This is a genomic window from Arthrobacter sp. TJ-266 (assembly GCF_058269115.1).
In genome coordinates, this window is sequence record NZ_JBZCNC010000002.1 from 599,509 (window position 1) to 621,096 (window position 21,588).

Here is a 21,588-nt window from a genome sequence, read left to right on the forward strand (position 1 = left end):
GCACCCTGCAGGGTGCACGTGGCCCCGGTGATCACCGGGGGGTGGTCCTGGTCGGTCCGGTCCGTCAGCCGCGGGTCGCCGCGTGCGGCCTGAGGTGCGTACGGCCCGTTCGCCGGAAGTCGTCGATGACGGCCGCCGGATCGTCGGAGCGGACGAGGGCCTCACCCACGAGCACGGCGTGCGCCCCGCTCGCCGCATAGGCGGCGACGTCGGTGACGTCCCGCACGCCGGACTCGGCGATCACCACGGTTCCCGAGGGTATGAGGTCCGCCAGCGCGGGGAACACGTCCCGGTCGACGTCGAGCGTCTTGAGGTTGCGGACGTTCACGCCGATGATGCGGGCTCCCGCAGCGACGGCACGCTCCACCTCCTCCGCCGTGTGGGTCTCCACGATCGCGTGCATGCCGAGCCGGGAGGTGAGGGCGAGGAAGTCGACGAGCTCCTGCCGGCCGAGTGCCGCCACGATCAGGAGCACGACGTCGGCCCCGTGTGCCCGGGCCTCCCAGATCTGGTACTCGTCCACCGTGAAGTCCTTGCGGAGCACGGGCACGTCCACCACGGCGCGGACGGCGTCGAGATCGGCGAGCGACCCGCCGAACCGGCGCTCCTCGGTGAGGACCGAGATCACGGCGGCCCCACCCGCGGCGTAGGAGGCGGCGAGGGATGCCGGGTCCGTGATGTCGGCGAGGGCACCCTTCGACGGGCTGCTCCGCTTCACCTCGGCGATGACCTCGAGCTCCGCCCCGGTACCCGCCCCGAGGGCGGCGAAGGCGTCGAGAGCCGGCGTGGCCTCCAGCGCGGCGCGCCGGACGTCCTCGAGCGGGCGCGCACGGAGTCGCTCCGCGAGGTCCTCGCGGACACCCTCGATGATGTCGTCGAGGACCGTCATCTAGTGGCTCTTGTTCTTCAGCTTCGAGCCGCCCACGCCGTAGCCGATCTTCCGCAGGACGAATCCGACGATCAGACCGACGAACATGATGCCGATGCCGATCCAGAACAGCAGGGTGCCGAAGTCGTGGTTGCCCTCGGTGCTCGCGAGGATGTAGGCGAAGGAGGCCACGGCTGCGCCGGCCAGCATGATGAGGACGCAGGTCCATGCGGCAGGGCTGTTGCCGTGACCGATCGTCTCGTCACCCATCTGGGCGTGGGTGGCGGGCGTGTTACGGGTGGCCGACTCGCGGGTCTCGGATGCCATGGGATATCTCCTTCGAACGGGTCGAGTCCATTCTGCCACTGTTGCCGCGGACGGACGGCACCGGCTGCGTCCGGCGTCATGCCGCTCCGTGCCGCATGCTTGTCGCTGCCGGGCCAGGACCGGCGCGTCAGCCCGTGGGGTCGTTGCCGCGCGAGAGCTGGTCCCAACTGTCGATCTCGTCGGTGTGGGAGGAACGGCGTGGGCCCTTCGGGGCATCCTTCTCCCCCGGGGCGCCCGGGTCCGGGACGTCGCCGTCGGCGGCCTGTCCCGTGGGTGCCTGTCGGGGCACGCCGCCGGAGGTCGGTGCGGCCGCAGCCGCACCCGTCGAGCGGTCGGTGCCCACACCTGTCTCCAGGTCCGTGTCCGCGTGCTGGTCCGCATCCGGACGGACGCCAGGCGGCACGTCACCGACGGACGCGACCGGCGCCTCTGCGCTGTCCGACGGGAGGAGACCCGCTCCTGCCGGGCGCGGCACCCGCGCCGCCTCGGCGTCGTACCGCTTGTTGATCCCCCAGCTCCGGCCGGCGAGGACCACCCAGGCCGCGGCGAGGACCAGCAGCACCCCGGCGACGGCGGCGACCCACAGCAGCGCGGTGGCGGTGACCTCAGCGCCGGCCGAGCCGCTCACACCGATCGCCGTGCCGATGGCCGGCTCGGCGGCGTTGCGGGGATCGAGGGCGACGCCGGCGCTGGTCAGCGCGATCCCCGTTCCTGCGAGGACCAGGAGGACGGCGATGATCCAGCGCGCCACCCGGCCGGCGATCGACACCGCGAGGGCCGCGGCGAGGGCCACGAGCGCGAAGGCGGTGACCGGGACGGCGGCGTCGCTGCCCGCGATCTCGAGGTCCGGCGTCTGCACGGCCTCCTGCGGGAGCCGGACGAACAGCCAGGTCTGGGTGGTCGAGCCGAAGGCGAGGAGCGCGAGGACCACGATGCCGAGCACGACGACGCCGCGTCGCGTCATCCGCGAGGGCGCGGGCTGCCCGGCGCTCATCGCGCGTCCGACGTCGCGGGCCGGAGTGCCGCGGCCGTGAGGGCGGCCCGCAACGGTGCGGCGGCCTTGTTCACGGTCTCGAGCGCCTCGGTCTCGAGGACGGAATCGGCGACGATCCCGCCGCCGGCCTGCACGTACGCCGTCCCGTCGCGCAGCAGCGCCGAGCGGATCGCGATCGCCATGTCCATGTCACCCGCGAAGTCGAGGTAGCCGACAACGCCGCCGTAGATGCCACGCCGGTGCGGTTCCACCTCGTCGATGATCCGCAGGGCACGGGGCTTCGGGGCGCCGGAGAGGGTGCCGGCCGGGAAGGTCGCCGCCAGGACGTCGTAGGCGCTCTTCGACGGCGAGAGGGTCCCGACGACCGTGGAGACGAGGTGCATGATGTGGCTGAACTTCTCGACCTCCATGAACTGCGTGACGTCGACGCTGCCGGGCACGCAGACCTTCGAGAGATCGTTCCGTGCGAGGTCCACGAGCATCAGGTGTTCGGCCTTCTCCTTGAGGTCGGCGCGGAGCTCGACGGCGAGGTCACGGTCCTCCTCGGTGGTCCTGCCGCGCGGCCGCGAGCCGGCGATCGGGTGCGTGATGACCTCGTCTCCCGTGACGGTGACGAGTGCCTCCGGCGAGCTGCCGACGATCGAGTAGGCGCGGCCGTCGGCGTCCTCGAGGCTGAAGAGGTACATGTAGGGGCTCGGGTTGGTGGTGCGGAGGATCCGGTAGACGTCCAGCGCCGAGGCGTCGCACTCGATCTCGAAGCGGCGGCTGATGACCACCTGGAAGACCTCGCCGTCCACGATCGCCCGCTTGCCGCGCTCGATGGCCCGCAGGTAGTCCGGCTCGAACCAGGACTCCCGCACGCGATCCATCGACTCCTCCGCGGTGGGCGCCCCCGCCGCCATGACCGACACGGGAAGCTCCGCGGGCGCCACCACGGCGGCGAGCATCGCGCGGACGCGGCTCACGGCGTCGTGCCACGCCTCGTCCACGCGCTCGTCCGTGCCGTCGAAGTTGACGGCGTTCGCCACCAGGGTCAGGGAGCCCTCGGCGTTGTCGTGCACCGCGAGGTCGGACACGAGGCACATGGCGAGCTCGGGCAGGAGGAGATCGTCCTCGGGCGGGCTGGTGAGGCGCTCCCAGTGCCGCACGGCCTCCCAGCCCACGAAACCGACCATGCCCGAGGTGAAGGGCGGCAGGTCCGTGAACCGCTCGGTGCGGAGCGCCTCCACGGTGAGGCGCAGCGCCTCCACCGGATCGCCGGCGGTCGGGACGCCCGACGGCGGCTCACCGAGCCAGTGCGCCTCGCCGTCGCGCGTGGTGAGGGTGGCACGCGAGTGCGAGCCGATGAACGAGTACCGGGACCACACGCCGCCCACCGCCGCGGACTCCATGAGGAAGGTCCCCGGACGGCCGTCGGCGAGTTTCCGGTACAGGCCGATGGGCGTGTGGGCGTCGGCGAGGACCTTGAGGTGCACGGGGACCACCCGGCGGTCGCGGGCGAGCTCGCGGAACTCCTCGAGGGTGGGGCTGATGGTGCCGAGCTGCTGCCGTGGCTGCATGATCAGGATCCTCCTGCGTCGGTGGTGCCCGACGCGTCGGGGCGCGTCGCCGTCTGCTGTGTCTGCTGCACCTCGCGGTTCGCTCGGCTCGATTGGCTCGCGTCGGTCACCGCGGGCAGCTCACGCCCGTCGAAGCAGGTGCGTGTTCCGGTGTGGCACGCCGCGCCCTCCTGGTCCACCGTGACGAGCAGGGCGTCGCCGTCGCAGTCCAGTGCGACTCCCCTGACCCACTGGCGGTGCCCGGAGGTGTCCCCCTTCCGCCAGTACTCCGACCGCGACCGCGACCAGAACGTCACCCGTCCGGTGGTGAGCGTCCGCCGGAGGGCCTCCTCGTCCATCCATCCGAGCATGAGCACCTCGAGGGTGTCGTACTGCTGCACGACGGCGGCGACGAGGCCTGCGGCGTCCCTCGAGAGGGCGGACGCGATGGCGGGGTCGAGACGCGCGGGATCGGCCGCTGCGTCCGGGACCGTCACGTGGTCGGTGGATCCCGGCTGGGAGCCGTTCTGGGGGGAGGGAGTGGGAGAAGGCATCACCTGCGATTCTAGTGGCCACGAGGAGGAGCACCGCCGCGCCGGGAGGGCCGCCGGACACCCGCCGTCCCGGGGTCGGCTCGGGATGCATCCGGCCCGTGCGGCGCGGCTGCCGACGGCGTCCGGGTCGCGGCCACCGATCGCGACCGCGTGCTATTTTCAGCTGTGATGCACTACGTAGCCCCGTCCCGTGAAGTGCTGGCCGAGACGCTCCTCGCCGCCGGTCCCGACGCCCCCACGCTCTGCGAGGGGTGGACGTCCCGCGACCTCGCTTCCCACCTCTACCTCCGCGAGCACAAGCCGGCCCTCGGCCTCGGCATGGTGGTGAAGAAGTTCGCGCCCGTCACGGAGCGGGCCACCAAGGAGCTCGGGCAGCGGGCCGCGACGCCCGCCGGGTACGAGGCCCTGGTGCGCCGCTTCCTCGCCGGCCCTCCCGCGCTCTCCCCGATGAGGATCGGCGCGCTGGACAGGAGTGCGAACCTCATCGAGTACTTCGTCCACACGGAGGACGTGCGGCGGGCGACGACGCGCTGGGCGCCCCGGGCGCTCGACGAGGCCTACGCGAACGCCCTGTGGGAGGACCTCGTCAAGCGGGCTGCCATCCTGTACCGCGGCGTGGACCTCGGGATCGTGCTCGTCCGGCCGGACGGCCCCCGCCACGTCGCGAAGCGCGCCCCCGTCTCCGTCGCGATCGTCGGAGATCCGGGCGAACTGCTCCTGCACGCCCACGGTCGACGTCGGCAGGCCCTCGTCACCTTCGAAGGTCAGCCCGACGCCGTCGCCCTGCTCGAGAGCGCCGACGTCGGCCTCTGAGCCTTCGCGGCGGCCGCCGCTCCCCCGGCCCTGCGCCCACAGGCGTCCGCAGTGACCCGCTTCCGGGCCGGTCAGCGGACGGGGAAGCCTGCGTCCCGGATGGCTTTCTTGACCTGGGCGATCGCGTCGACGGGACCGAAGTGGAACACCGATGCGGCGAGGACGGCGTCCGCCCCGGCCTGGACCGCCGGCGGAAAGTGAGCCGGCTCGCCCGCTCCGCCCGAGGCGATGAGCGGCACACCGACGGCCGCACGCACCGCACGGATGAGTTCGAGATCGAAGCCCTCCTTCGTGCCGTCGGCGTCGATCGAGTTCAGCAGGATCTCCCCCACGCCGCGGTCCGCGGCCTCCTTCGCCCACGCGACGGCGTCGATCCCGGTGCCTTTGCGGCCCCCATAGGTGGTCACCTCGAATCCCGACGGCGTCGACGCGTCCCGTGTGCGGCGCGCATCGAGGGACAGCACGAGGACCTGCGCGCCGAAGTGCCGGGTGATCTCGTCGATCACGGAGGGGCGCGCCACGGCGGCGGTGTTGATGGACGCCTTGTCGGCGCCGAAGCGCAGCAGGCGGTCCACGTCGGAGATCTCCCGGACTCCCCCGCCGACGGTGAGGGGGATGAAGACCTCCTCGGCGGTCCGCGCGACGACGTCGAAGGTGGTCTCGCGGTTGCCCGAGGAGGCGGTGACGTCGAGGAAGGTCAGTTCGTCGGCGCCTGCGCGGTCGTAGCGGTGGGCCAACTCGACGGGGTCCCCGGCATCGCGCAGGTCCTCGAAGTTGACCCCCTTGACCACCCGGCCGGCGTCGACGTCGAGGCAGGGGATCACGCGGATGGCGACGGTCATGACTGGCCCTCCCCTAGATCCGGCAGGCGTGGATGGTGCTGACCAGGATCGCGCGGGCACCGAGCTCGTACAGCTCGTCCATGATGCGGTTGGTCCGGTTGCGCTCGACCATGGACCGCACGGCGACCCACTCTGAATCCCGCAGCGGCGAGATGGTCGGCGATTCCAGGCCCGGCGTCAGCGCGGCCGCCCGGTCCACGAGGTCGAGCTTGATGTCGTAGTCCATCATCACGTACTGCCGGGCCACGAGGACGCCCTGCAGGCGCCGCAGGAGCACGTCCAGCCCGGCCGGGGCCTCGACCCCGGCGCGGCCGATGAGTACGGCTTCGCTCTGCAGGATGGGATCACCGAAGATCTCCATGCCGGCGGCGCGCAGCGTGTTGCCCGTCTCCACGACGTCCGCGATCGCGTCCGCGACGCCGAGGCGCACGGAGGATTCCACGGCGCCGTCGAGCCGCACGACGGACGCGGTGATGCCTCGCTCGGCGAGGTAGTCCTTGAGCAGACCCTCGTAGCTGGTGGCCAGGCGCTTGCCCTCGAGCTCGGCGACGGCCGAGAAATCGCCCACGGGGCCGGCGAAGCGGAAGGTGGAGGCTCCGAAGCCGAGCTGCATGAGCTCCTCCGCCTGGACCTGCGCGTCGAGGAAGAGGTCGCGGCCGGTGATGCCGACGTCGAGGGTCCCGGACCCCACGTAGACGGCGATGTCACGGGGACGCAGGAAGAAGAACTCGATCTCGTTCTCGGGGTCCACGAGGACGAGCTCGCGGGTGTCCCGGCGCTGCCGGTAGCCGGCCTCGGCGAGCATGGACGAGGCGGCCTCGGAGAGGGCACCCTTGTTGGGGACTGCGACGCGGAGCATGGAGGGATCTTTCGCTGGGGAGGAGGTGGTCGAACAGGGCCACTCGCCGGGCTACGGGGAAGGATGGGCAGCAGTGGGCGCGGACGGGCGGCTACAGATGCTTGTAGACGTCCTCGAGCGTGAGGCCCTTGGCGATCATCAGCACCTGCAGGTGGTACAGCAGCTGCGAAATCTCCTCCGCGGCGTTCTCGTTCGACTCGTACTCCGCAGCCATCCACACCTCGGCGGCCTCTTCGACGACCTTCTTGCCGATACCGTGCACGCCCGAGTCCAGCTCGGCGACGGTCCGCGATCCTGGTGGTCGCTCGGCGGCCTTGGTGCTCAGCTCCTCGAACAGGGCTTCAAACGTCTTCACGGTCCCTAGGTTATCGGCTCGGGGAGGGGCGGCCTCACGTGCCTGCTCCTCCACGACGGCGGCCGGGCCGGTCATCGCGTCCACGGGTGCAGCACGGCCGCCGTCGCGAGCGCCGCGGTGACGGCCTCGTGGCCCTTGTCCTCGGAGGAGCCGGGCAGGCCGGCGCGGTCCAGGCCCTGCTGCTCGGTGTCGCACGTGAGCACGCCGAAGCCGACGGGCACACCGGTCCGCACGCTCACCTCGGTGAGCCCGGACGTCGCCGCCTGGCACACGTACTCGAAGTGCGGGGTCCCGCCGCGGATCACCACGCCGAGGGCCACGACGGCGTCGAACTCGGAGGCGAGCCGGGCGGCGGCGACGGGCAGCTCGAAGCTGCCGGGCACCCGCAGTTCGGTCACCGCGGCCCCGGCCTCTGCGGCGGCACGGCGGGCGCCGTCGAGCAGGCCGTCCATGATCTCCGTGTGCCAGCTCGCGGCGATGATGGCCAGGCGCAGGGGTGCGCCGGAGCCTGTGGTCAACGTGCCGGGGTCGATGCTGGGTGCGCCGTGGCCGCTCATGGTTCTCCTCGGGTAGGGGTGGGTGATTCAGGGCTGGAGGTCGCTCGTGAGTGATGCGAGGTATGCGGGCCCGCGAGGGCGGGCGGTCCGTCACCGACGGCGTCGCACTCCGCGAGGTGTGCCACGAGGTGCTCGATCGAGACGAGGGGCAGCCCGTGCTCGTCCGCGAAGCGGCGGAGGGCGGGGAGACGCATCATGTCGCCGTCGTCGTGCACGAGTTCGGCGATCACGGCCGCGGGGCGTTTGCCCGCCAGGACGCTGAGTTCGACGCCGGCCTCCGTGTGTCCGGGACGGACGCGCACGCCTCCGGGATGGGCGCGCAGCGGGAAGACGTGGCCGGGACGCGTCAGATCGGCCGGGACACTCGCGGCGTCGGCGAGCACCCGGGCCGTGCGCGCACGATCCGCGGCGCTGATGCCCGTGGTCACGCCCGCGGCCGCATCGCAGGACACCGTGTACGCGGTGCCCTTCGAGTCCTCGTTGACGGCCGTCATGGGCGGCAGCAGGAGGCGGTCGGCGTCGTCGGCCCGGAGGGGCACGCAGAGCACGCCCGAGGTCCAGCGGACGGTCCAGCCCACGAGCTCCGGCGTCGCGTCCTCGGCCGCGAAGACGATGTCGCCCTCGTTCTCGCGGTCCTCGTCGTCGACCACGACGACGGCGCGGCCCGCGGCGATGGCCGAGATTGCGTCCGCGACGGGATCGAGCCGTACGGCGCCGTTCACGAGGCGGCCCGGCGGCCCGCATCCGCGGCTGCGAATCCGAGGAGCCGCTCGGCGTACTTCGCCAGGACGTCCATCTCGAGGTTCACGGGATCGCCGACGGCCTTCGCGCCGAGGCCGGTCTCGCGCAGCGTGGTGGGGATGAGTCCCACCTCGAACCACTGCTCGGGCAGCTCGGGAGCGCTGACCGCCGTCACCGTCAGGGACACGCCGTCGATGGCCACCGACCCCTTCTCCGCCGCGTACCGCCCGAGATCGGCGGGCAACCCGAAGCGCAGCCGGTGCCAGGCACCGAGATCCTCGCGTTCGAGGAGCACGCCGACGCCGTCGACGTGCCCCTGCACCACGTGACCGTCCAGCCGCCCTCCGGCGGGAACGCACCGCTCGAGGTTGACGGGGGCGCCGGGTGCAAGCCCGCCCGTGGTGGTACGGCGCAGGGTCTCACCCATGACGTCGACGCCGACGCGCGTGCCGTCCAGCGTGACCGCGGTCAGGCAGACGCCGTTGACGGCGAGGGACGCACCGGGTGCGAGGTCCTGCCCCGTGGCCGGCGCCTCGACGACGAGCAGTGCGCTCTCGCCATCGGGCCTGAGGTCGAGGGAGACGACTCTGCCCTGTTCGGACACGATTCCTGTGAACATGTGATCTTCCTTCGGGTTCAGCGGTCGGTAGGTGGGGTGGGCGACGTCGTCAGCCCGGCGGGGGCCGCAGGTGGAGGCGGACGTCGGGGCCGAACTGCTGCACGGCGGGTCCGCCGGCGTCGTCGAGGGACCACGCGAGGGCGTCACCGAGCGTGTCGACGCCGAGCTCGGGGTAGGCGGGGGCGCCGCCGCCCAGGATCAGCGGTGCCACGTAGCTGAAGAGCTCGTCGACGACGCCGGCGCGCAGGAAGGCGGCGGCGACACGCGGCCCGCCCTCGACCAGGACATGACGCACACCGTGGCGGTGGAGGTCCGAGAGGGCAGCGTGCACGTCCCGCGTCTGCAGGTGAAGGAAGCCCTCGCCGCGGACGGCCGCGTCCGCCGGCACCTCCGAAGCGCCCAGGACGACCCTCAAGCCCGCACGCACCGGAGCGGCGTCGCGCGCGGTGAGCCGGGGATCGTCCGCGAGGACCGTCCCCGTCCCCACGAGCACGGCGTCGGCCAGCGCGCGGATGCGGTGGCCGTCGCCGCGGGAGGCGTCCCCCGTGATCCACCGGCTGGAGCCGTCCCGTGCCGCCACGCGCCCGTCGAGCGACTGCGCGGACTTCAGGGTGACGAAGGGCCGCGCATCGAGGACGGAGCGCACCCACCGCTCGTTGAGGTGCAGGGACCGGGAGCGCTCGAGGCCGCCGATGCAGTCGACGCCGGCCTGCCGGAGCCGCTCGGCTCCCCCGGACGCGGCGGCGTCGACGTCGTCGGCCGCATGGACGACCCGCGCGATGCCCGCCGCGAGGAGGGCGTCACTGCAGGGGCCGGTGCGTCCGGTGTGGTTGCAGGGTTCGAGCGTCACGACCGCCGTGGCGCCGCGGACGTCATGGCCGCGGTTGCGCGCGTCCTCGAGCGCCGCCGGTTCCGCGTGCGGCGTCCCGGCTCCGCGGTGGTACCCCTCCCCCAGCGTCTCGCCGTCGGCCGAGAGCACCACGGCGCCGACCAGCGGGTTGGCGCCCCGCACACCACGGCCTGCGAGCTCCAGGGCGCGCAGCATCGCGGCGTGCTCGGCGGGGGACACCCGCGGCGACGTGGTGCTCATCGGAGCGTCGGATCCGGCAGGAGGGTCTCGATGCTCGGCTTCGCGGTGCGCTGGGCGCGCGCCCACACGAAGAAGCCGACCAGCGTGAAGGCCCCGTAGAACATGTACATGAACGCACTCGCGTAGTAGCCGGCGCTGAAGAGCAGGGGCACCCCTACGATGTCCACCGCCACCCAGACGAGCCAGAACTCCACCCAGCCCTTCGCCATGCCGTAGGTGGCGAGCAGCGAACCGACGAAGGTCCAGGCATCCGCCCAGACGGGTTCGTAGGAGCCGAGGACGCGGAACAGGGGGGTCAGCGCGAAGGTGCCGACGACCATGAAGATCACCATGCCGATGCGCGCCCTGCTGCCTGCCCACTGTGGCGTGACCGCCTGGCCGCCGTCGCCGTTGGCCCGGCTGCTCGCCCGCCACTGCCGCCAGCCGTAGACCGAGACCGCGATGAACATGATCTGACGCCCGGCCTGCCCGAGGAGGTTCGCGGCGCTCGCCGCGCCGAACAGGGAACCGAGGAACACGGTGAGGAGCAGGAGGTTGCCGATGATCCCCACGGGCCAGGCCCACACGCGCCGGCGCATGCCGCCGAGGGCGCTGAGCAGTCCGAAGACGTTGCCGACCACCTCGCGCAACAGGAGGGAGCTGTTCCCCACGGGGATGCGGGCTTCGAAGAGCCACTGCAGAAAGTCCATGCCGATCCTCCACCGGTCCGACGCGGCTCCGGGTGATGGCGCGGCAGGAGGCAGCGTGCCGTGGCGAACCACGACATGGCCGCAGGCCGACGAACGGACCGCGGACGGAGCCCTGCTGTGCGTGCTTCTCCCATCCAGACTTTGACTGTCGGTCCCGGAATTCCACCGGCTCAACCGCCCTCGCCCGCGGGTGCGGGGCGACGAAGCGGGTCGCGGACTATCACCGCCGGTTCGGACTTACACCGACCCCGGAGCACGTACTGCGGTAATTATTTCACAGCACGACGACCACACCCGCTGTCACGTCCCGATTCCTCCGACGGCGATCAGGGCGACGCCGTCGTGCGGGGGATGTCGAACTGGTACGTGGCGGGCGCGCTCATGCGGGAGCGCACTCGCCGAAGGCACGACGAGGGCGGGCACCGACCGGTACCCGCCCTCGTGGCGTGTGTGACGCCGTGCTACTCGGTGTTCGAGGAAGCCTCGGGCTTCGCGGCGGGTTTGGCGTCGACACCCGCCTCCTTGCGCTGCTGCGCCGTGATGGGCGCCGGGGCCGCCGTCAGCGGGTCGTAGCCGCCGCCCGACTTCGGGAACGCGATGACGTCGCGGATGGAATCCGTACCTGCCAGCAGCGACACCACGCGGTCCCACCCGAGGGCGATCCCGCCGTGCGGGGGCGCACCGTACTTGAATCCCTCGAGGAGGAAGCCGAACTTCTCCTGCGCTTCCTCGGCGCCGAGGCCCATGACCTTGAAGACGCGTTCCTGGACATCCCGTTGGTGGATACGGATGGACCCGCCGCCGAGCTCGTTGCCGTTGCACACGATGTCGTAGGCGTAGGCGAGGGCGTTCTCGGGGTCCGCGTCGAAGGAGTCCATGAACTCGGGCTTCGGTGAGGTGAACGCGTGGTGCACGGCCGTCCACGCCCCGCCGCCCACGGCGACGTCACCCGCCGCGACGGCGGCGGAGGCGGGCTCGAACATCGGTGCGTCCACCACCCACACGAACGCCCAGTCGCCGTCCTTCAGGAGTCCGGTGCGGCGTCCGATCTCGACGCGCGCGGCACCGAGGATGGCGCGGGACGACGACGCCTCGCCCGCTCCGAAGAAGATGCAGTCGCCGGGGTTCGCCCCCACGGCTGCGGCGAGACCCTGCCGCTCGGAATCGGTCAGGTTCTTCGCGACGGGGCCGCGGAGGCTGCCGTCGTCATCGATGAGGACGTACGCGAGACCCTTGGCGCCGCGCTGCTTGGCCCACTCCTGCCAGGCGTCGAGCTGGCGGCGGGGCTGCGAGGCCCCACCGGGCATGACGACGGCCCCGACGTAGGGCGCCTTGAACACGCCGAAGTCGGTGTCCTTGAAGAACTCCGTCAGCTCGGTCAGCTCCAGCCCGAAGCGGAGGTCCGGCTTGTCGGAGCCGTACTTCGCCATGGCGTCCGCGTAGGTCATGCGGCGGATGGGCAGGGGCACCTCGACATCGATCAGCTTCCAGAGGCGCGAGACGAGCTGCTCGCCGAGGGCGATGATGTCGTCCTCCTCGACGAAGCTCGCCTCGATGTCGAGCTGCGTGAACTCGGGCTGGCGGTCCGCGCGGAAGTCCTCGTCGCGGTAGCAGCGGGCCAGCTGGTAGTACTTCTCGAACCCGCCGACCTGCAGGAGCTGCTTGAACAGCTGCGGCGACTGCGGGAGCGCGTACCAGGATCCTGGCGCGAGGCGCGCGGGGACCAGGAAGTCGCGTGCACCCTCGGGGGTGGAGCGCGTCAGCGTCGGGGTCTCGATCTCCACGAACCCGTCCTGATGCAGCAATTCCCGGGCCACGCGGCTGGCTTCGGAGCGCAGGCGCAGGTTGGCCTGGGGGCCGGGGCGGCGGAGATCCAGGTAGCGGTGACGCAGCCGCGCCTCCTCGCCCACCTCGACGTGCTCGTCGATCTGGAACGGCAGCGGCTCGGACGTGTTGAGGATGGTCACCGTCTCGGCGATCACCTCGACCGCGCCGGAGGGGAGGGCCGGGTTCTCGTTGCCCTCGGGGCGCTGCTGCACGGCGCCGACGATCTGCAGGACGTACTCGTTGCGCAGGCTCGAGAAGACGTCCTCCTCGCGCACGACGACCTGCGCGAAGCCGGAGGCATCGCGCAGATCGAGGAACGCCACCCCGCCGTGGTCGCGGCGGCGGGCGACCCAGCCTGCCAAGGTGACGGTTTGTCCTACGTGCTCGGGCCGAAGGGAGCCCAGTTCATGCGTGCGGAGCACAGCATTCCTTCCCACAGATGTGACGGATGATCGCGGGCACGCGGAGCGCCTGCCTAGAGTTGTCTCAAGCCCGCACAACTTTACCGGCAGCACCCCGACGGGCCGGACAGCCGTCGCGCCGCTCAGGCCCGTCACCCGGGGCGCGCACATGCATCCACACCTCTCGGTCAGGAGACACATGACGCAGCAACCCGGCCTGCGCCGCGCGATGGGCGGGTTCGACGCCACCACCGTGGGCGTCGGCGCGATGATCGGAGCGGGCGCCTTCGTGGTGTTCGCTCCCGCCGCCGGGTCAGCAGGCGCGCTCCTCCCCCTGGCGGTCGTGATCGCAGGCTTCGTGGCCTACTGCAATGCGGCGGCCACGGCCTCCCTCGCCGTCCGGCATCCTTCGAGCGGTGGCACCTACCTGTACGGCAGGGAGCAGCTCGGGCACTGGGCGGGCTTCGTGGCAGGCAGCGGCTTCGTGGCGGGCAAGCTGGCGTCCTGTGCGGCGATGGCCCTCACGTTCGGCCTCTACGCCGCCCCGGGACTCGAGAAGCCGGCCGCGGTCGCCGCCGTGGCCGGACTGACGGCGGTCAACCTCCTCGGCGTGACGCGGACGGCCCTGGCCACGCGCGTGATCGTCGCCGTCGTCGTGCCCGTCCTCGCCTTCGTGGTGGTCATCGGGTTCTCCTCTCCCGCCGTGGACGGACTACAGGCGGACCCCGCGCGCGACGCCGGTGTGCTGGGGGTCCTGCAGGCCGCTGCGCTGCTGTTCTTCGCCTTCGCCGGATACGCGCGCATCGCGACGATGGGCGAGGAGGTGCGCAACCCGCGCCGGAACATCCCGGCGGCCATCCTCGGCGCGCTCGGCTTCACGCTGCTCCTCTACCTGTTGCTCTCGCTCTCGCTCCTCAACGCCTTCGGCGCCGACGCCCTCGCGGCCAGCTCGGCCCCGCTGCGCGACCTGGTGGATCTTGCGGTCCCCGGCGAGGGGAGCATGGGTCGCGGCGGCGCGGTCGTGACGATCGCCGCAGCGCTCGCGAGCCTCGGCGCCCTGCTCGCCCTGATCGCGGGCGTGGGCCGCACGATGCTCGCGATGGCGCGGGGCGGTGACCTGCCGGGCCCGCTCCGGCGCGTCTCCGTCCGCTTCTCCGTCCCGTGGGTCGCCGATATCGTCACGGCGGGCGTGGTGGTGGTCCTCCTGCTGACCACCGATGTGCTCACGGCCGTCGGCTTCTCGAGCTTCGGCGTGCTCCTCTACTACGCGGTCGCCAACGCCTCAGCCTTCACGCTCACGGAACGGCAGTGGTACGCGCCGCGCTGGCTGAACGTGGTGGGCGCGATCAGCTGCGTGGTGCTGGCGTTCACGCTGCCCGTCGTGTCCGTGCTGACCATGCTGGGAGTCCTGGTGGCTGCGGCGCTGGCGCGCGTCGTCGTCCTCGCCCGGCGCCGCCGATCGGCCGGCCAGGAGCGCGGTGAACGGCGCGGCCGCCTCTGACGGCCGCGCTCACCCTGGCTCGCGCTCACCGTCGGTCCGCGGGGCGCCTCGCACGCTCGGAGTGCCCCGAGGGCGGGGCGCCTGACGCTGCGCCTCGGCTTCAGGACCTGGTGACGCTCGGGCGCAGATCCGCCTGCGGGGGCGTCCAGGACGCCGGATCCGCGGTGACCTGCTCGCCGGAGCGGATGTCCTTGACCTCGTGGGACCCGTCCGCCGCGGTGAACCAGACGAACGGGATACCGCGCCGGTCGGCGAACTTGATCTGCTTGCCGAACTTCTCCGCGCCGGCCGCCACCTCGGTGGAGATGCCGCGCTGCCGCAGCGCCGCGGCGACGTCCTGGGCCTCGGACCACGCGTCGTCGTCCGTCAGGGTGACCAGCACCGCCGTCGGGACGCCGCGTGAGACCGTTGCGAAACCCTGGCTGAGGATGCGCGAGACGATCCGCGTGACGCCGATGGAGAGCCCGACGCCGGGGAACGTCCGGGTGCCCTTGCTCGCGAGTGCGTCGTAGCGGCCGCCGGAGCAGATGCTGCCGAGGCCCTCGTGACCGTCGAGGACGGTCTCGTAGACGGTGCCCGTGTAGTAGTCGAGCCCGCGCGCGATGCTGAGGTCCGCCACGACCCGACCGGGAGCGCGGCGCGACGCCTCGCCGACAACCTGCCGGAGTTCCTCGAGACCTTCCTCGAGCAGTTCGCCCGAGACGCCGAGGGCCCGGACCTGCTCCACGAAGGAGGTGTCCGCCGTCCGGATGCCCGCGAGGTCGAGGGCCAGGCCCACCTGGTGCTCGTCCGCGTGCACCTCGTCGCGGAGCAGCGCACCGACCTTCTCGGGGCCGATCTTCTCGAGCTTGTCGATGCTCCGGAGCACGGCCGCGGTGTCCTCGAGCCCGATGGCGCGGTAGAAGCCCTCCGCGAGCTTCCGGTTGTTCACCCGCAGGGTGAACGCCGGGATGGGCAGCGCTCCGAGAGCCTCGACGACCGCGAGGGCGAGTTCGACGTCGTACCGGAAGGGCAGGACGCCGTCCCCCACCACGTCGATGTCCGCCTGCGTGAACTCCCGGGCGCGGCCCTCCTGCGGCCGCTCACCCCGCCAGCACTTCTGGATCTGGTAGCGCCGGAACGGGAAAGCGAGGTGACCGGCGTTCTCGACGACGTACCGGGCGAACGGAACCGTGAGGTCGTAGTGCAGCGCGAGCCCGCTCTCCGACGCCGAGGCCTCCTCCGCCTGCAGGCGGGAGACCGCGTAGACCTCCTTGTCGATCTCGCCCTTGCGCAGGAGGTGGTCCACCGTCTCGACCGCCCTGGTCTCGATGCTCGAGAACCCGTGCAGCTCGAAGGTCCGCTGGAGCACCTCCAGCACGTGCTGCTCGACGAGTCGCTCCTCCGGGAGCCACTCGGGGAAACCGGAGAGTGATGCCTTGCGGGCCATGGGGGTGTCCTCCTGAACGCGGATGATCGGTGCGTCCGGGCCACGCGCTCCCGCGCAGGCGGTCCGGTTCCGCCCACCAATCCTAGGCGGCGAGGCGACGCACCCGTGCAAGCGGTCCACGAGACTGCCGGACAGCCGGTGCGCTCACCGGGAGGCGCGGCACAGCTCACGGCGCGCACCCGGACTCACGGGCCGCCGCGCCGCTGGATACAGTAGCCTCAGGGCAGGTTCCGCGGAATCACGCACCTTCGGCGCGATCCGCAGCACCCGTCCGACCCAGCACGACCTGCATGACCATGGCCCCGGCGTTGCTCAGGGCCATCCGACGAGCGAAAGACTTGTAGCGGTGACACACAGTCAGCAATCCGACGACACGACCATGGACCGTGACCTCCAGGAGGACAGCGCCCCGCGCGACACCTCCGGGACCGCACCGATGGCCGGCCCCACACCCGACGCACTGGAAACCTCCGAGGCTCCCCTGACGGTCGAGACGGCCGAGACGACCGAGGGTCCCCTGACGGACGACGCCCCCGATGCGCTTTACACTCCCGGGACAGCCGACGCTCCCGTCGCCTCCGACGTCGCCGACGTGGATGCGCCTGGGGTGAGCGATGCTCCTGAGGCTCCCACGCCGGCCGATGCTGCCCGGACGATCTCCCCGGATGACGTCGCAGACGCCACGTCCCCGGATGCGACGGAGGCCGCAAGCCCCGCGTCCGAGCACGCCGACTCCTCGCCGGACGCCGCGCCCACCACAGCGCCCGACGCGACTATTGAGGCCACTCCCGACGCCGAACCAGTGCCGGCTTCCGCCGCGCCGGAAACGGCCGGGGCAGCCGCGCCCGAGCTCGCACCGGCCGCGCTGGCGACGGCGGAGCCCGCCGCACCGCTCGCGGACGAGCCCGCCCCCCTGAGTCCGCCCACGCCCGCAACGGCAGCACCGCGCCCTCCGCTGCCCACGGCGATGGTTCCGCGCCCGTCGCGGAAGGCCGCACCGCCGATCGTCGCGCCGCCCGCGCACAGCACCCCCCTCGCCGAAGCCGCCAAGTTCGCCCGCGTCGAGGAGGACGGTCACGTCTTCCTGATCGTCGACGGCTCCGAGCACGCGGTGGGCCAGTACCCCGATGCCACACAGGAGGAGGCGCTGGCGTACTTCGTCCGCAAGTACGACGACGTCGCGAGCCAGGTCGCCCTGCTCGAACAGCGGGTGCACGCCAAGGCGCCGTCGTCGGACATGACGAAGACGGCGAAGCACCTGCGCGCGCAGGTGGGCGAGCGCACCATGGTGGGCGACGTGCTGGCGCTCGAAGCGCGCATCGATGCCCTGCTCGCCGCTCTCAGCGGCCTGGAGAAGGCCGAACGGGCCGCGCAGGAGGAGCTGAAGGCCAAGGAGCTGGCAGCCCGGGAGGCGATCGTCGCCGAGGCCGAGGAACTCGCCGGACGTGACCCGGCCACGGTGCAGTGGAAGGCCAGCAGCACGCGGATGAACGAGCTGTTCGAGGTGTGGAAGACCGCCCAGAAGACCGGGCCGAGGCTCGGACGGGGCACCGAGGACGCCCTCTGGAAGCGGTTCCGCTCCGCCCGGACCGTGTTCGATCGGCATCGCCGCGCCTACTTCTCCCAGCTCGACACCGACAACGCCGAGGCGAAGCAGGCCAAGGAAGCGCTGATCAAGCGCGCCGAGCAGCTCTCCGAATCGACGGACTGGGGCCAGACGGCCGCTGAGTACCGGCGCCTCATGGACGAATGGAAGGCCTCGAAGCGGGCCAGCCGGAAGGACGACGACGCCCTCTGGGCCCGCTTCCGCGCCGCCCAGGACCGCTTCTTCGAAGCCCGCAAGAGCGCCAACGAGGCCGTGGACGAGGAGTACGCCACGAACCTCGTGGCGAAGGAGGCCCTGCTCAAGGAGGCGCGGCAGATCCTGCCGGTCAAGGATCTCGCGGCGGCGAAGAAGGCCCTGCAGTCCGTCCGCGACCGCTGGGACGAGGCAGGCAAGGTGCCGCGGGCGGACATGGGGCGGATCGACGCCGGCCTCCGTCAGGTCGAGGACGCCGTCAAGGCCGCGGAGGACGAGAACTGGTCGAAGACCAACCCCGAGACCAAGGCACGCACCAACAGTGCGCTGAGTCAGCTCGAGGCGACCATCGCGCAGCTCAAGGAGGACCTCGCCGCTGCGGAACGTGCGGGGGACGCGAAGAAGATCGCGACCGCTCGCGAGGCACTCACCGCCCGCGAGCAGTGGCTCGAGATGCTGCAGCGCTCGGCACAGGACTTCTCCTAGCTACGGAGCTGCCCGCGAAGCCCTCCGGTCCCGTTGTCCACAACGGAGCCGGAGGGCTTTCACATGGGCAACGGGATGGCGATGCTGGGGTGATGCCGCCCCTGCACAGCATCCACGCATCAGCACCACCCGAGCGGGTGCTGGGCGACGGCGGTTCCCCCATCACATCCACCGGCGGTGCCCTGTTCCACGCGGGTGAGATCTTCACCTCGGCCGAGCTCCAGGCCATGCGACTCGACGGCCTCGTTCACCTCGTGATCGGGCAGTCCTACCTGCGCAGCGACTTCCGCGAGGATCCGGCTACGAGATCGCAGGCCGCCGCACGCAGCGTCCCGCACTCCCTCCGCCCGCGGGTCGCCCTCGGCCGGTCCTGCGCCGCCTGGGTCTACGGGTGCGCCCCGGCGCCGGCCGTCATCAGCCTCGTGACGGACCACCGCCGGAGGACGACGGCGCTGCCGCCGTTCACCGCCGCCGTGATGCACCAGGTGGCGCTCGGCCCCTTCGACGTGAACCTCGTGGGTGGGGTCTCCGTCACCACTCCGCTGCGCACGGCGCTCGACGTCGCGGTGCACGGTGAGGACCGGGATGCCGTGCCCATCCTGCGGGCGATCGGCGACGCTCGCGAGCTGGACTGCCCCCTGCGGCTCGTCGAAGCCGCACTGGTCACCGCCGTCCGTGTGCCGGGGAAGACCCGCGCGCTGACCCGTCTGCGGCGGGCACAAGAACCGGAACAGGCAAGGAGCGCGCCGAGGTGAAGGGAGCGTCCATGCAGGAGGACGTCAGGAGCGCCGCTGCGACCCCGTGGTGCGGTAGACGTCGAACACGCCGTCGATGCGCCGCACCGCGCTGAGGATGTGATTGAGGTACTTCGGATCGCCCATCTCGAAGGCGAAGCGCGACATCGCCACGCGATCCGAGGAGGTGTTCACGTTGGCCGCGAGGATGTTCACGTGGTTCTCCGCGAGGACGCTCGTCACGTCGGAGAGCAGGCTCTTGCGGTCCAGTGCCTCGACCTGGATCTCCACGAGGAAGACGCTGGACTGCGTGGGAGCCCAGTCGACCGGGACGATCCGGTCGGGCTGGTCCCGGAGCTCCTGGACATTCCGGCAGTCGTTGCGGTGCACGGACACGCCGGAACCGCGCGTGACGAACCCGATGATCGGATCCGGCGGTACCGGGGTGCAGCATCGCGCCAGCTTGACCCAGACGTCCCCGACTCCGCGGACCGTCACGCCCGAGTCGGAGAACTTCGGGCGTCGCGGCTGCGAGGGGACCACCGTCTCGGCGATCTTCTCCTCGGCGTCCTCGTGCCCGCCCATGAGCGCCACGAGGTGCTCGATCACGTTCTGGGCGGAGGTGTGACCGTCCCCGACGGCGGCATAGAGGGCGGAGATGTCGTGGTGCTTGAGGTCCTCGGCCACCGACATCAGCGCGCTGTGCGTCATCATGCGCTGGAGCGGCAGGTTCTGCTTGCGCATGGCACGCGTCAGCAGCTCCTTGCCCTTGTCGATCGCCTCCTCGCGGCGCTCCTTGGTGAACCACTGGCGGATCTTGTTGCGCGCCCGCGGGCTCTTGACGAAGCCCTGCCAGTCCTGGCTGGGCCCGGCCCCTTCGGCCTTGGAGGTGAAGATCTCCACCCAGTCGCCGTGGTTCAGCTCGCTGTTGAGCGGGACCAGCTTCCCGTTGACCCGGGCACCGATGGTGCGGTGTCCCACCTCGGTATGGACCGCGTAGGCGAAGTCGACCGGCGTCGACCCGGCGGGGAGCGCCATGACCTCGCCCTTGGGCGTGAAGACGAAGACCTCGCGCGCGTTGATCTCGAACCGCAGGGAGTCGAGGAACTCGTCGGGGTCCGCGGTCTCCTGCTGCCAGTCGACCAGGCTCCGCAGCCAGCCCATGTCCCCGTTGTCGGGGGCCTCGAGTTGCTTGCCGCCGTTCTTGTACTTCCAATGCGCTGCCACGCCGTACTCGGCCCGGCGGTGCATGTCGTGGGTGCGGATCTGGATCTCCACCGGCTTGCCGCCCGGACCGATGACCGTGGTGTGGAGCGACTGGTACATGTTGAACTTGGGCATCGCGATGTAGTCCTTGAATCGCCCGGGCAGGGGGTTCCAGCGCGAGTGCAGGGAGCCGAGGGTCGCATAGCAGTCGCGGACGCTGTCCACGAGGACGCGCACGCCCATGAGGTCATGGATGTCGTCGAAGTCCTTACCGCGGACGATCATCTTCTGGTAGATCGAGTAGTAGTGCTTCGGCCGGCCGGTGATGGTCGCCTTGATCTTCACGGCCCGCAGGTCCTCCTCGACCTGGTTGCGCACCAGACCGAGGTGCTTCTCCCGCTCAGGGGTCCTGTCCCCCACCATCCGGACGATCTCCTCGTACACCTTCGGGTGCAGGGCGGCGAAGGAGAGATCCTCCAACTCCCATTTGATGGTGTTCATGCCGAGGCGGTGCGCCAGCGGCGCGAAGATCTCGAGCGTCTCCCTGGCCTTCTTGGCAGAGGAGGCCGCCGAGACGAAGCGCCAGGTCCGCGCGTTGTGCAGGCGGTCGGCCAGCTTGATGACGAGGACCCGGATGTCCTTGGCCATGGCGACGACCATCTTGCGGACCGTCTCGGCCTGCGCGGCGTCCCCGAAGGACACCTTGTCCAGCTTCGTGACGCCGTCCACGAGCATGGCCACCTCGGGGCCGAAGTCGCGCTTGAGCTCCTCGAGCGTGTAGGAGGTGTCTTCGACGGTGTCGTGCAGCAGCGCGGCGGCGAGCGTGGTGCCGGTCATGCCGAGTTCGGCGAGGATCGTGGCGACCGCGACGGGGTGGGTGATGTAGGGGTCACCGCTCTTGCGCTTCTGCCCCTCGTGGCTCCGCTCGGCGACGAGGTAGGCGCGCTGGATGAGGTCCAGGTCCTCTTTCGGGTTGTTCGCACGGACGGTTCGCAGCAGCGGCTCCAGCACGGGCGAGTACCCGGACGATCCCCGCCCCGTCAGGCGGGCGATGCGGGCCCTGGTGCGTCCGCGCCGACCGGGTGCCGCCTGGTCGCCCGGCGGCAGAGGCCGTGCCGACGGCGGGGTCTCGGGCTGCACGAGCCCGCGGGAGGGTTCGGGCGACCGGGGTGCGTCCGTGGCCACCCTGCCCGCCGATGCTGGCGCGCCGGCGTCCTGACCGTCCATCGGACGATCGACGGGTTCCGCCGCTTCAGCCATGCGCACGTTCCTCGGTCTCGATCCAGGGTTGCGAGGCACTCATCCGCCGTGCGGAGAGCGCCGGTGACAAGTCTAGCCGCGGAGGAGCGGGCGTTCTCCG

The 21,588-nt window shown here is 71.4% G+C and carries 20 protein-coding genes and 1 riboswitch; of the genes, 4 read left to right on the plus strand and 16 right to left on the minus strand.

Annotated features, from left to right (window positions below):
- Nucleotides 1-64 precede the first annotated feature (64 nt).
- From trpC to hisI, 5 genes are all read right to left on the minus strand, one after another.
- Nucleotides 65-889 carry an indole-3-glycerol phosphate synthase TrpC gene (gene trpC / locus AC4D12_RS07520; RefSeq protein WP_490949269.1) on the minus strand — a complete coding sequence of 275 codons (825 nt, stop codon included), beginning with the start codon at nucleotides 887-889 and terminating at the stop codon, nucleotides 65-67.
- Nucleotides 890-1,195: an HGxxPAAW family protein gene (locus tag AC4D12_RS07525; protein WP_490949270.1), complete on the minus strand. Its 306-nt coding sequence runs from the start codon at nucleotides 1,193-1,195 to the stop codon at nucleotides 890-892.
- A 127-nt stretch (nucleotides 1,196-1,322) separates the two neighbouring features.
- On the minus strand, nucleotides 1,323-2,189 hold the full coding sequence (locus tag AC4D12_RS07530) for a Trp biosynthesis-associated membrane protein (protein ID WP_490949271.1): 867 nt from the start codon (nucleotides 2,187-2,189) through the stop codon (nucleotides 1,323-1,325).
- Nucleotides 2,186-3,748 (minus strand): anthranilate synthase component I, encoded by a 1,563-nt coding sequence (locus tag AC4D12_RS07535; protein WP_490949272.1) that lies wholly within the window; start codon nucleotides 3,746-3,748, stop codon nucleotides 2,186-2,188. The genes AC4D12_RS07530 and AC4D12_RS07535 overlap by 4 nt, the downstream gene beginning before the upstream one ends.
- Nucleotides 3,749-3,750: 2 nt before the next feature.
- A complete protein-coding gene (hisI, locus tag AC4D12_RS07540) occupies nucleotides 3,751-4,281 on the minus strand; it encodes a phosphoribosyl-AMP cyclohydrolase (protein ID WP_490949273.1) in 531 nt (176 codons plus the stop codon).
- Nucleotides 4,282-4,449: 168 nt separating this feature from the next.
- Between hisI and AC4D12_RS07545 the strand changes: the two genes are divergently transcribed.
- Nucleotides 4,450-5,094: a TIGR03085 family metal-binding protein gene (locus AC4D12_RS07545; RefSeq protein WP_490949274.1), complete on the plus strand. Its 645-nt coding sequence runs from the start codon at nucleotides 4,450-4,452 to the stop codon at nucleotides 5,092-5,094.
- Nucleotides 5,095-5,165: 71 nt separating this feature from the next.
- Here the strand turns inward: AC4D12_RS07545 and hisF are convergent, their stop codons facing one another.
- The 9 genes from hisF to aspS form a co-directional block, all read right to left on the minus strand.
- Nucleotides 5,166-5,936, minus strand: a complete 771-nt coding sequence (gene hisF / locus AC4D12_RS07550; RefSeq protein WP_490949275.1) for an imidazole glycerol phosphate synthase subunit HisF — start codon at nucleotides 5,934-5,936, stop codon at nucleotides 5,166-5,168.
- 13 nt (nucleotides 5,937-5,949) lie between these two features.
- The gene (gene hisG, locus AC4D12_RS07555) at nucleotides 5,950-6,795 is read right to left on the minus strand and encodes an ATP phosphoribosyltransferase (protein ID WP_490949276.1); all 846 of its coding nucleotides are present in this window, start codon (nucleotides 6,793-6,795) and stop codon (nucleotides 5,950-5,952) included.
- A 91-nt stretch (nucleotides 6,796-6,886) separates the two neighbouring features.
- Nucleotides 6,887-7,150 carry a phosphoribosyl-ATP diphosphatase gene (locus tag AC4D12_RS07560; RefSeq protein WP_490949277.1) on the minus strand — a complete coding sequence of 88 codons (264 nt, stop codon included), beginning with the start codon at nucleotides 7,148-7,150 and terminating at the stop codon, nucleotides 6,887-6,889.
- 71 nt (nucleotides 7,151-7,221) lie between these two features.
- Nucleotides 7,222-7,707 carry a 6,7-dimethyl-8-ribityllumazine synthase gene (gene ribH, locus AC4D12_RS07565; protein ID WP_490949278.1) on the minus strand — a complete coding sequence of 162 codons (486 nt, stop codon included), beginning with the start codon at nucleotides 7,705-7,707 and terminating at the stop codon, nucleotides 7,222-7,224.
- Nucleotides 7,704-8,429 carry a 3,4-dihydroxy-2-butanone-4-phosphate synthase gene (ribB, locus tag AC4D12_RS07570; RefSeq protein ID WP_490949279.1) on the minus strand — a complete coding sequence of 242 codons (726 nt, stop codon included), beginning with the start codon at nucleotides 8,427-8,429 and terminating at the stop codon, nucleotides 7,704-7,706. The genes ribH and ribB overlap by 4 nt, the downstream gene beginning before the upstream one ends.
- Entirely contained in the window at nucleotides 8,426-9,067 is a 642-nt protein-coding gene (locus AC4D12_RS07575; RefSeq protein WP_490949280.1) for a riboflavin synthase, read from the minus strand. Before AC4D12_RS07575 ends, ribB begins: the two co-directional genes overlap by 4 nt.
- A 49-nt stretch (nucleotides 9,068-9,116) precedes the next feature.
- Entirely contained in the window at nucleotides 9,117-10,157 is a 1,041-nt protein-coding gene (ribD, locus tag AC4D12_RS07580) for a bifunctional diaminohydroxyphosphoribosylaminopyrimidine deaminase/5-amino-6-(5-phosphoribosylamino)uracil reductase RibD (protein WP_490949281.1), read from the minus strand.
- Nucleotides 10,154-10,846, minus strand: a complete 693-nt coding sequence (gene pnuC, locus AC4D12_RS07585; RefSeq protein ID WP_490949282.1) for a nicotinamide riboside transporter PnuC — start codon at nucleotides 10,844-10,846, stop codon at nucleotides 10,154-10,156. Before pnuC ends, ribD begins: the two co-directional genes overlap by 4 nt.
- Before the next feature lie 118 nt (nucleotides 10,847-10,964).
- A riboswitch (FMN riboswitch) is annotated at nucleotides 10,965-11,106 on the minus strand.
- A gap of 201 nt (nucleotides 11,107-11,307) precedes the next feature.
- A complete protein-coding gene (aspS, locus tag AC4D12_RS07590; protein WP_490949283.1) occupies nucleotides 11,308-13,095 on the minus strand; it encodes an aspartate--tRNA ligase in 1,788 nt (595 codons plus the stop codon).
- 178 nt (nucleotides 13,096-13,273) lie between these two features.
- Between aspS and AC4D12_RS07595 the strand changes: the two genes are divergently transcribed.
- Complete coding sequence (locus AC4D12_RS07595) at nucleotides 13,274-14,575, plus strand: APC family permease (protein WP_490949284.1); 1,302 nt, start codon at nucleotides 13,274-13,276, stop codon at nucleotides 14,573-14,575.
- 100 nt (nucleotides 14,576-14,675) lie between these two features.
- Here AC4D12_RS07595 and hisS read toward each other — a convergent pair whose 3' ends face one another.
- Entirely contained in the window at nucleotides 14,676-16,004 is a 1,329-nt protein-coding gene (hisS, locus tag AC4D12_RS07600) for a histidine--tRNA ligase (protein WP_490949285.1), read from the minus strand.
- Between the two features lie 346 nt (nucleotides 16,005-16,350).
- Here hisS and AC4D12_RS07605 point away from each other — a divergent pair, with 346 nt between their 5' ends.
- On the plus strand, nucleotides 16,351-18,288 hold the full coding sequence (locus AC4D12_RS07605; protein WP_490949286.1) for a DUF349 domain-containing protein: 1,938 nt from the start codon (nucleotides 16,351-16,353) through the stop codon (nucleotides 18,286-18,288).
- 92 nt (nucleotides 18,289-18,380) lie between these two features.
- A complete protein-coding gene (locus AC4D12_RS07610; protein WP_490949287.1) occupies nucleotides 18,381-19,043 on the plus strand; it encodes a hypothetical protein in 663 nt (220 codons plus the stop codon).
- A 24-nt stretch (nucleotides 19,044-19,067) separates the two neighbouring features.
- Here the strand turns inward: AC4D12_RS07610 and AC4D12_RS07615 are convergent, their stop codons facing one another.
- Nucleotides 19,068-21,488, minus strand: coding sequence for a RelA/SpoT family protein (locus tag AC4D12_RS07615; protein WP_490949288.1), 2,421 nt, complete (start codon nucleotides 21,486-21,488; stop codon nucleotides 19,068-19,070).
- Nucleotides 21,489-21,588 lie beyond the last annotated feature (100 nt).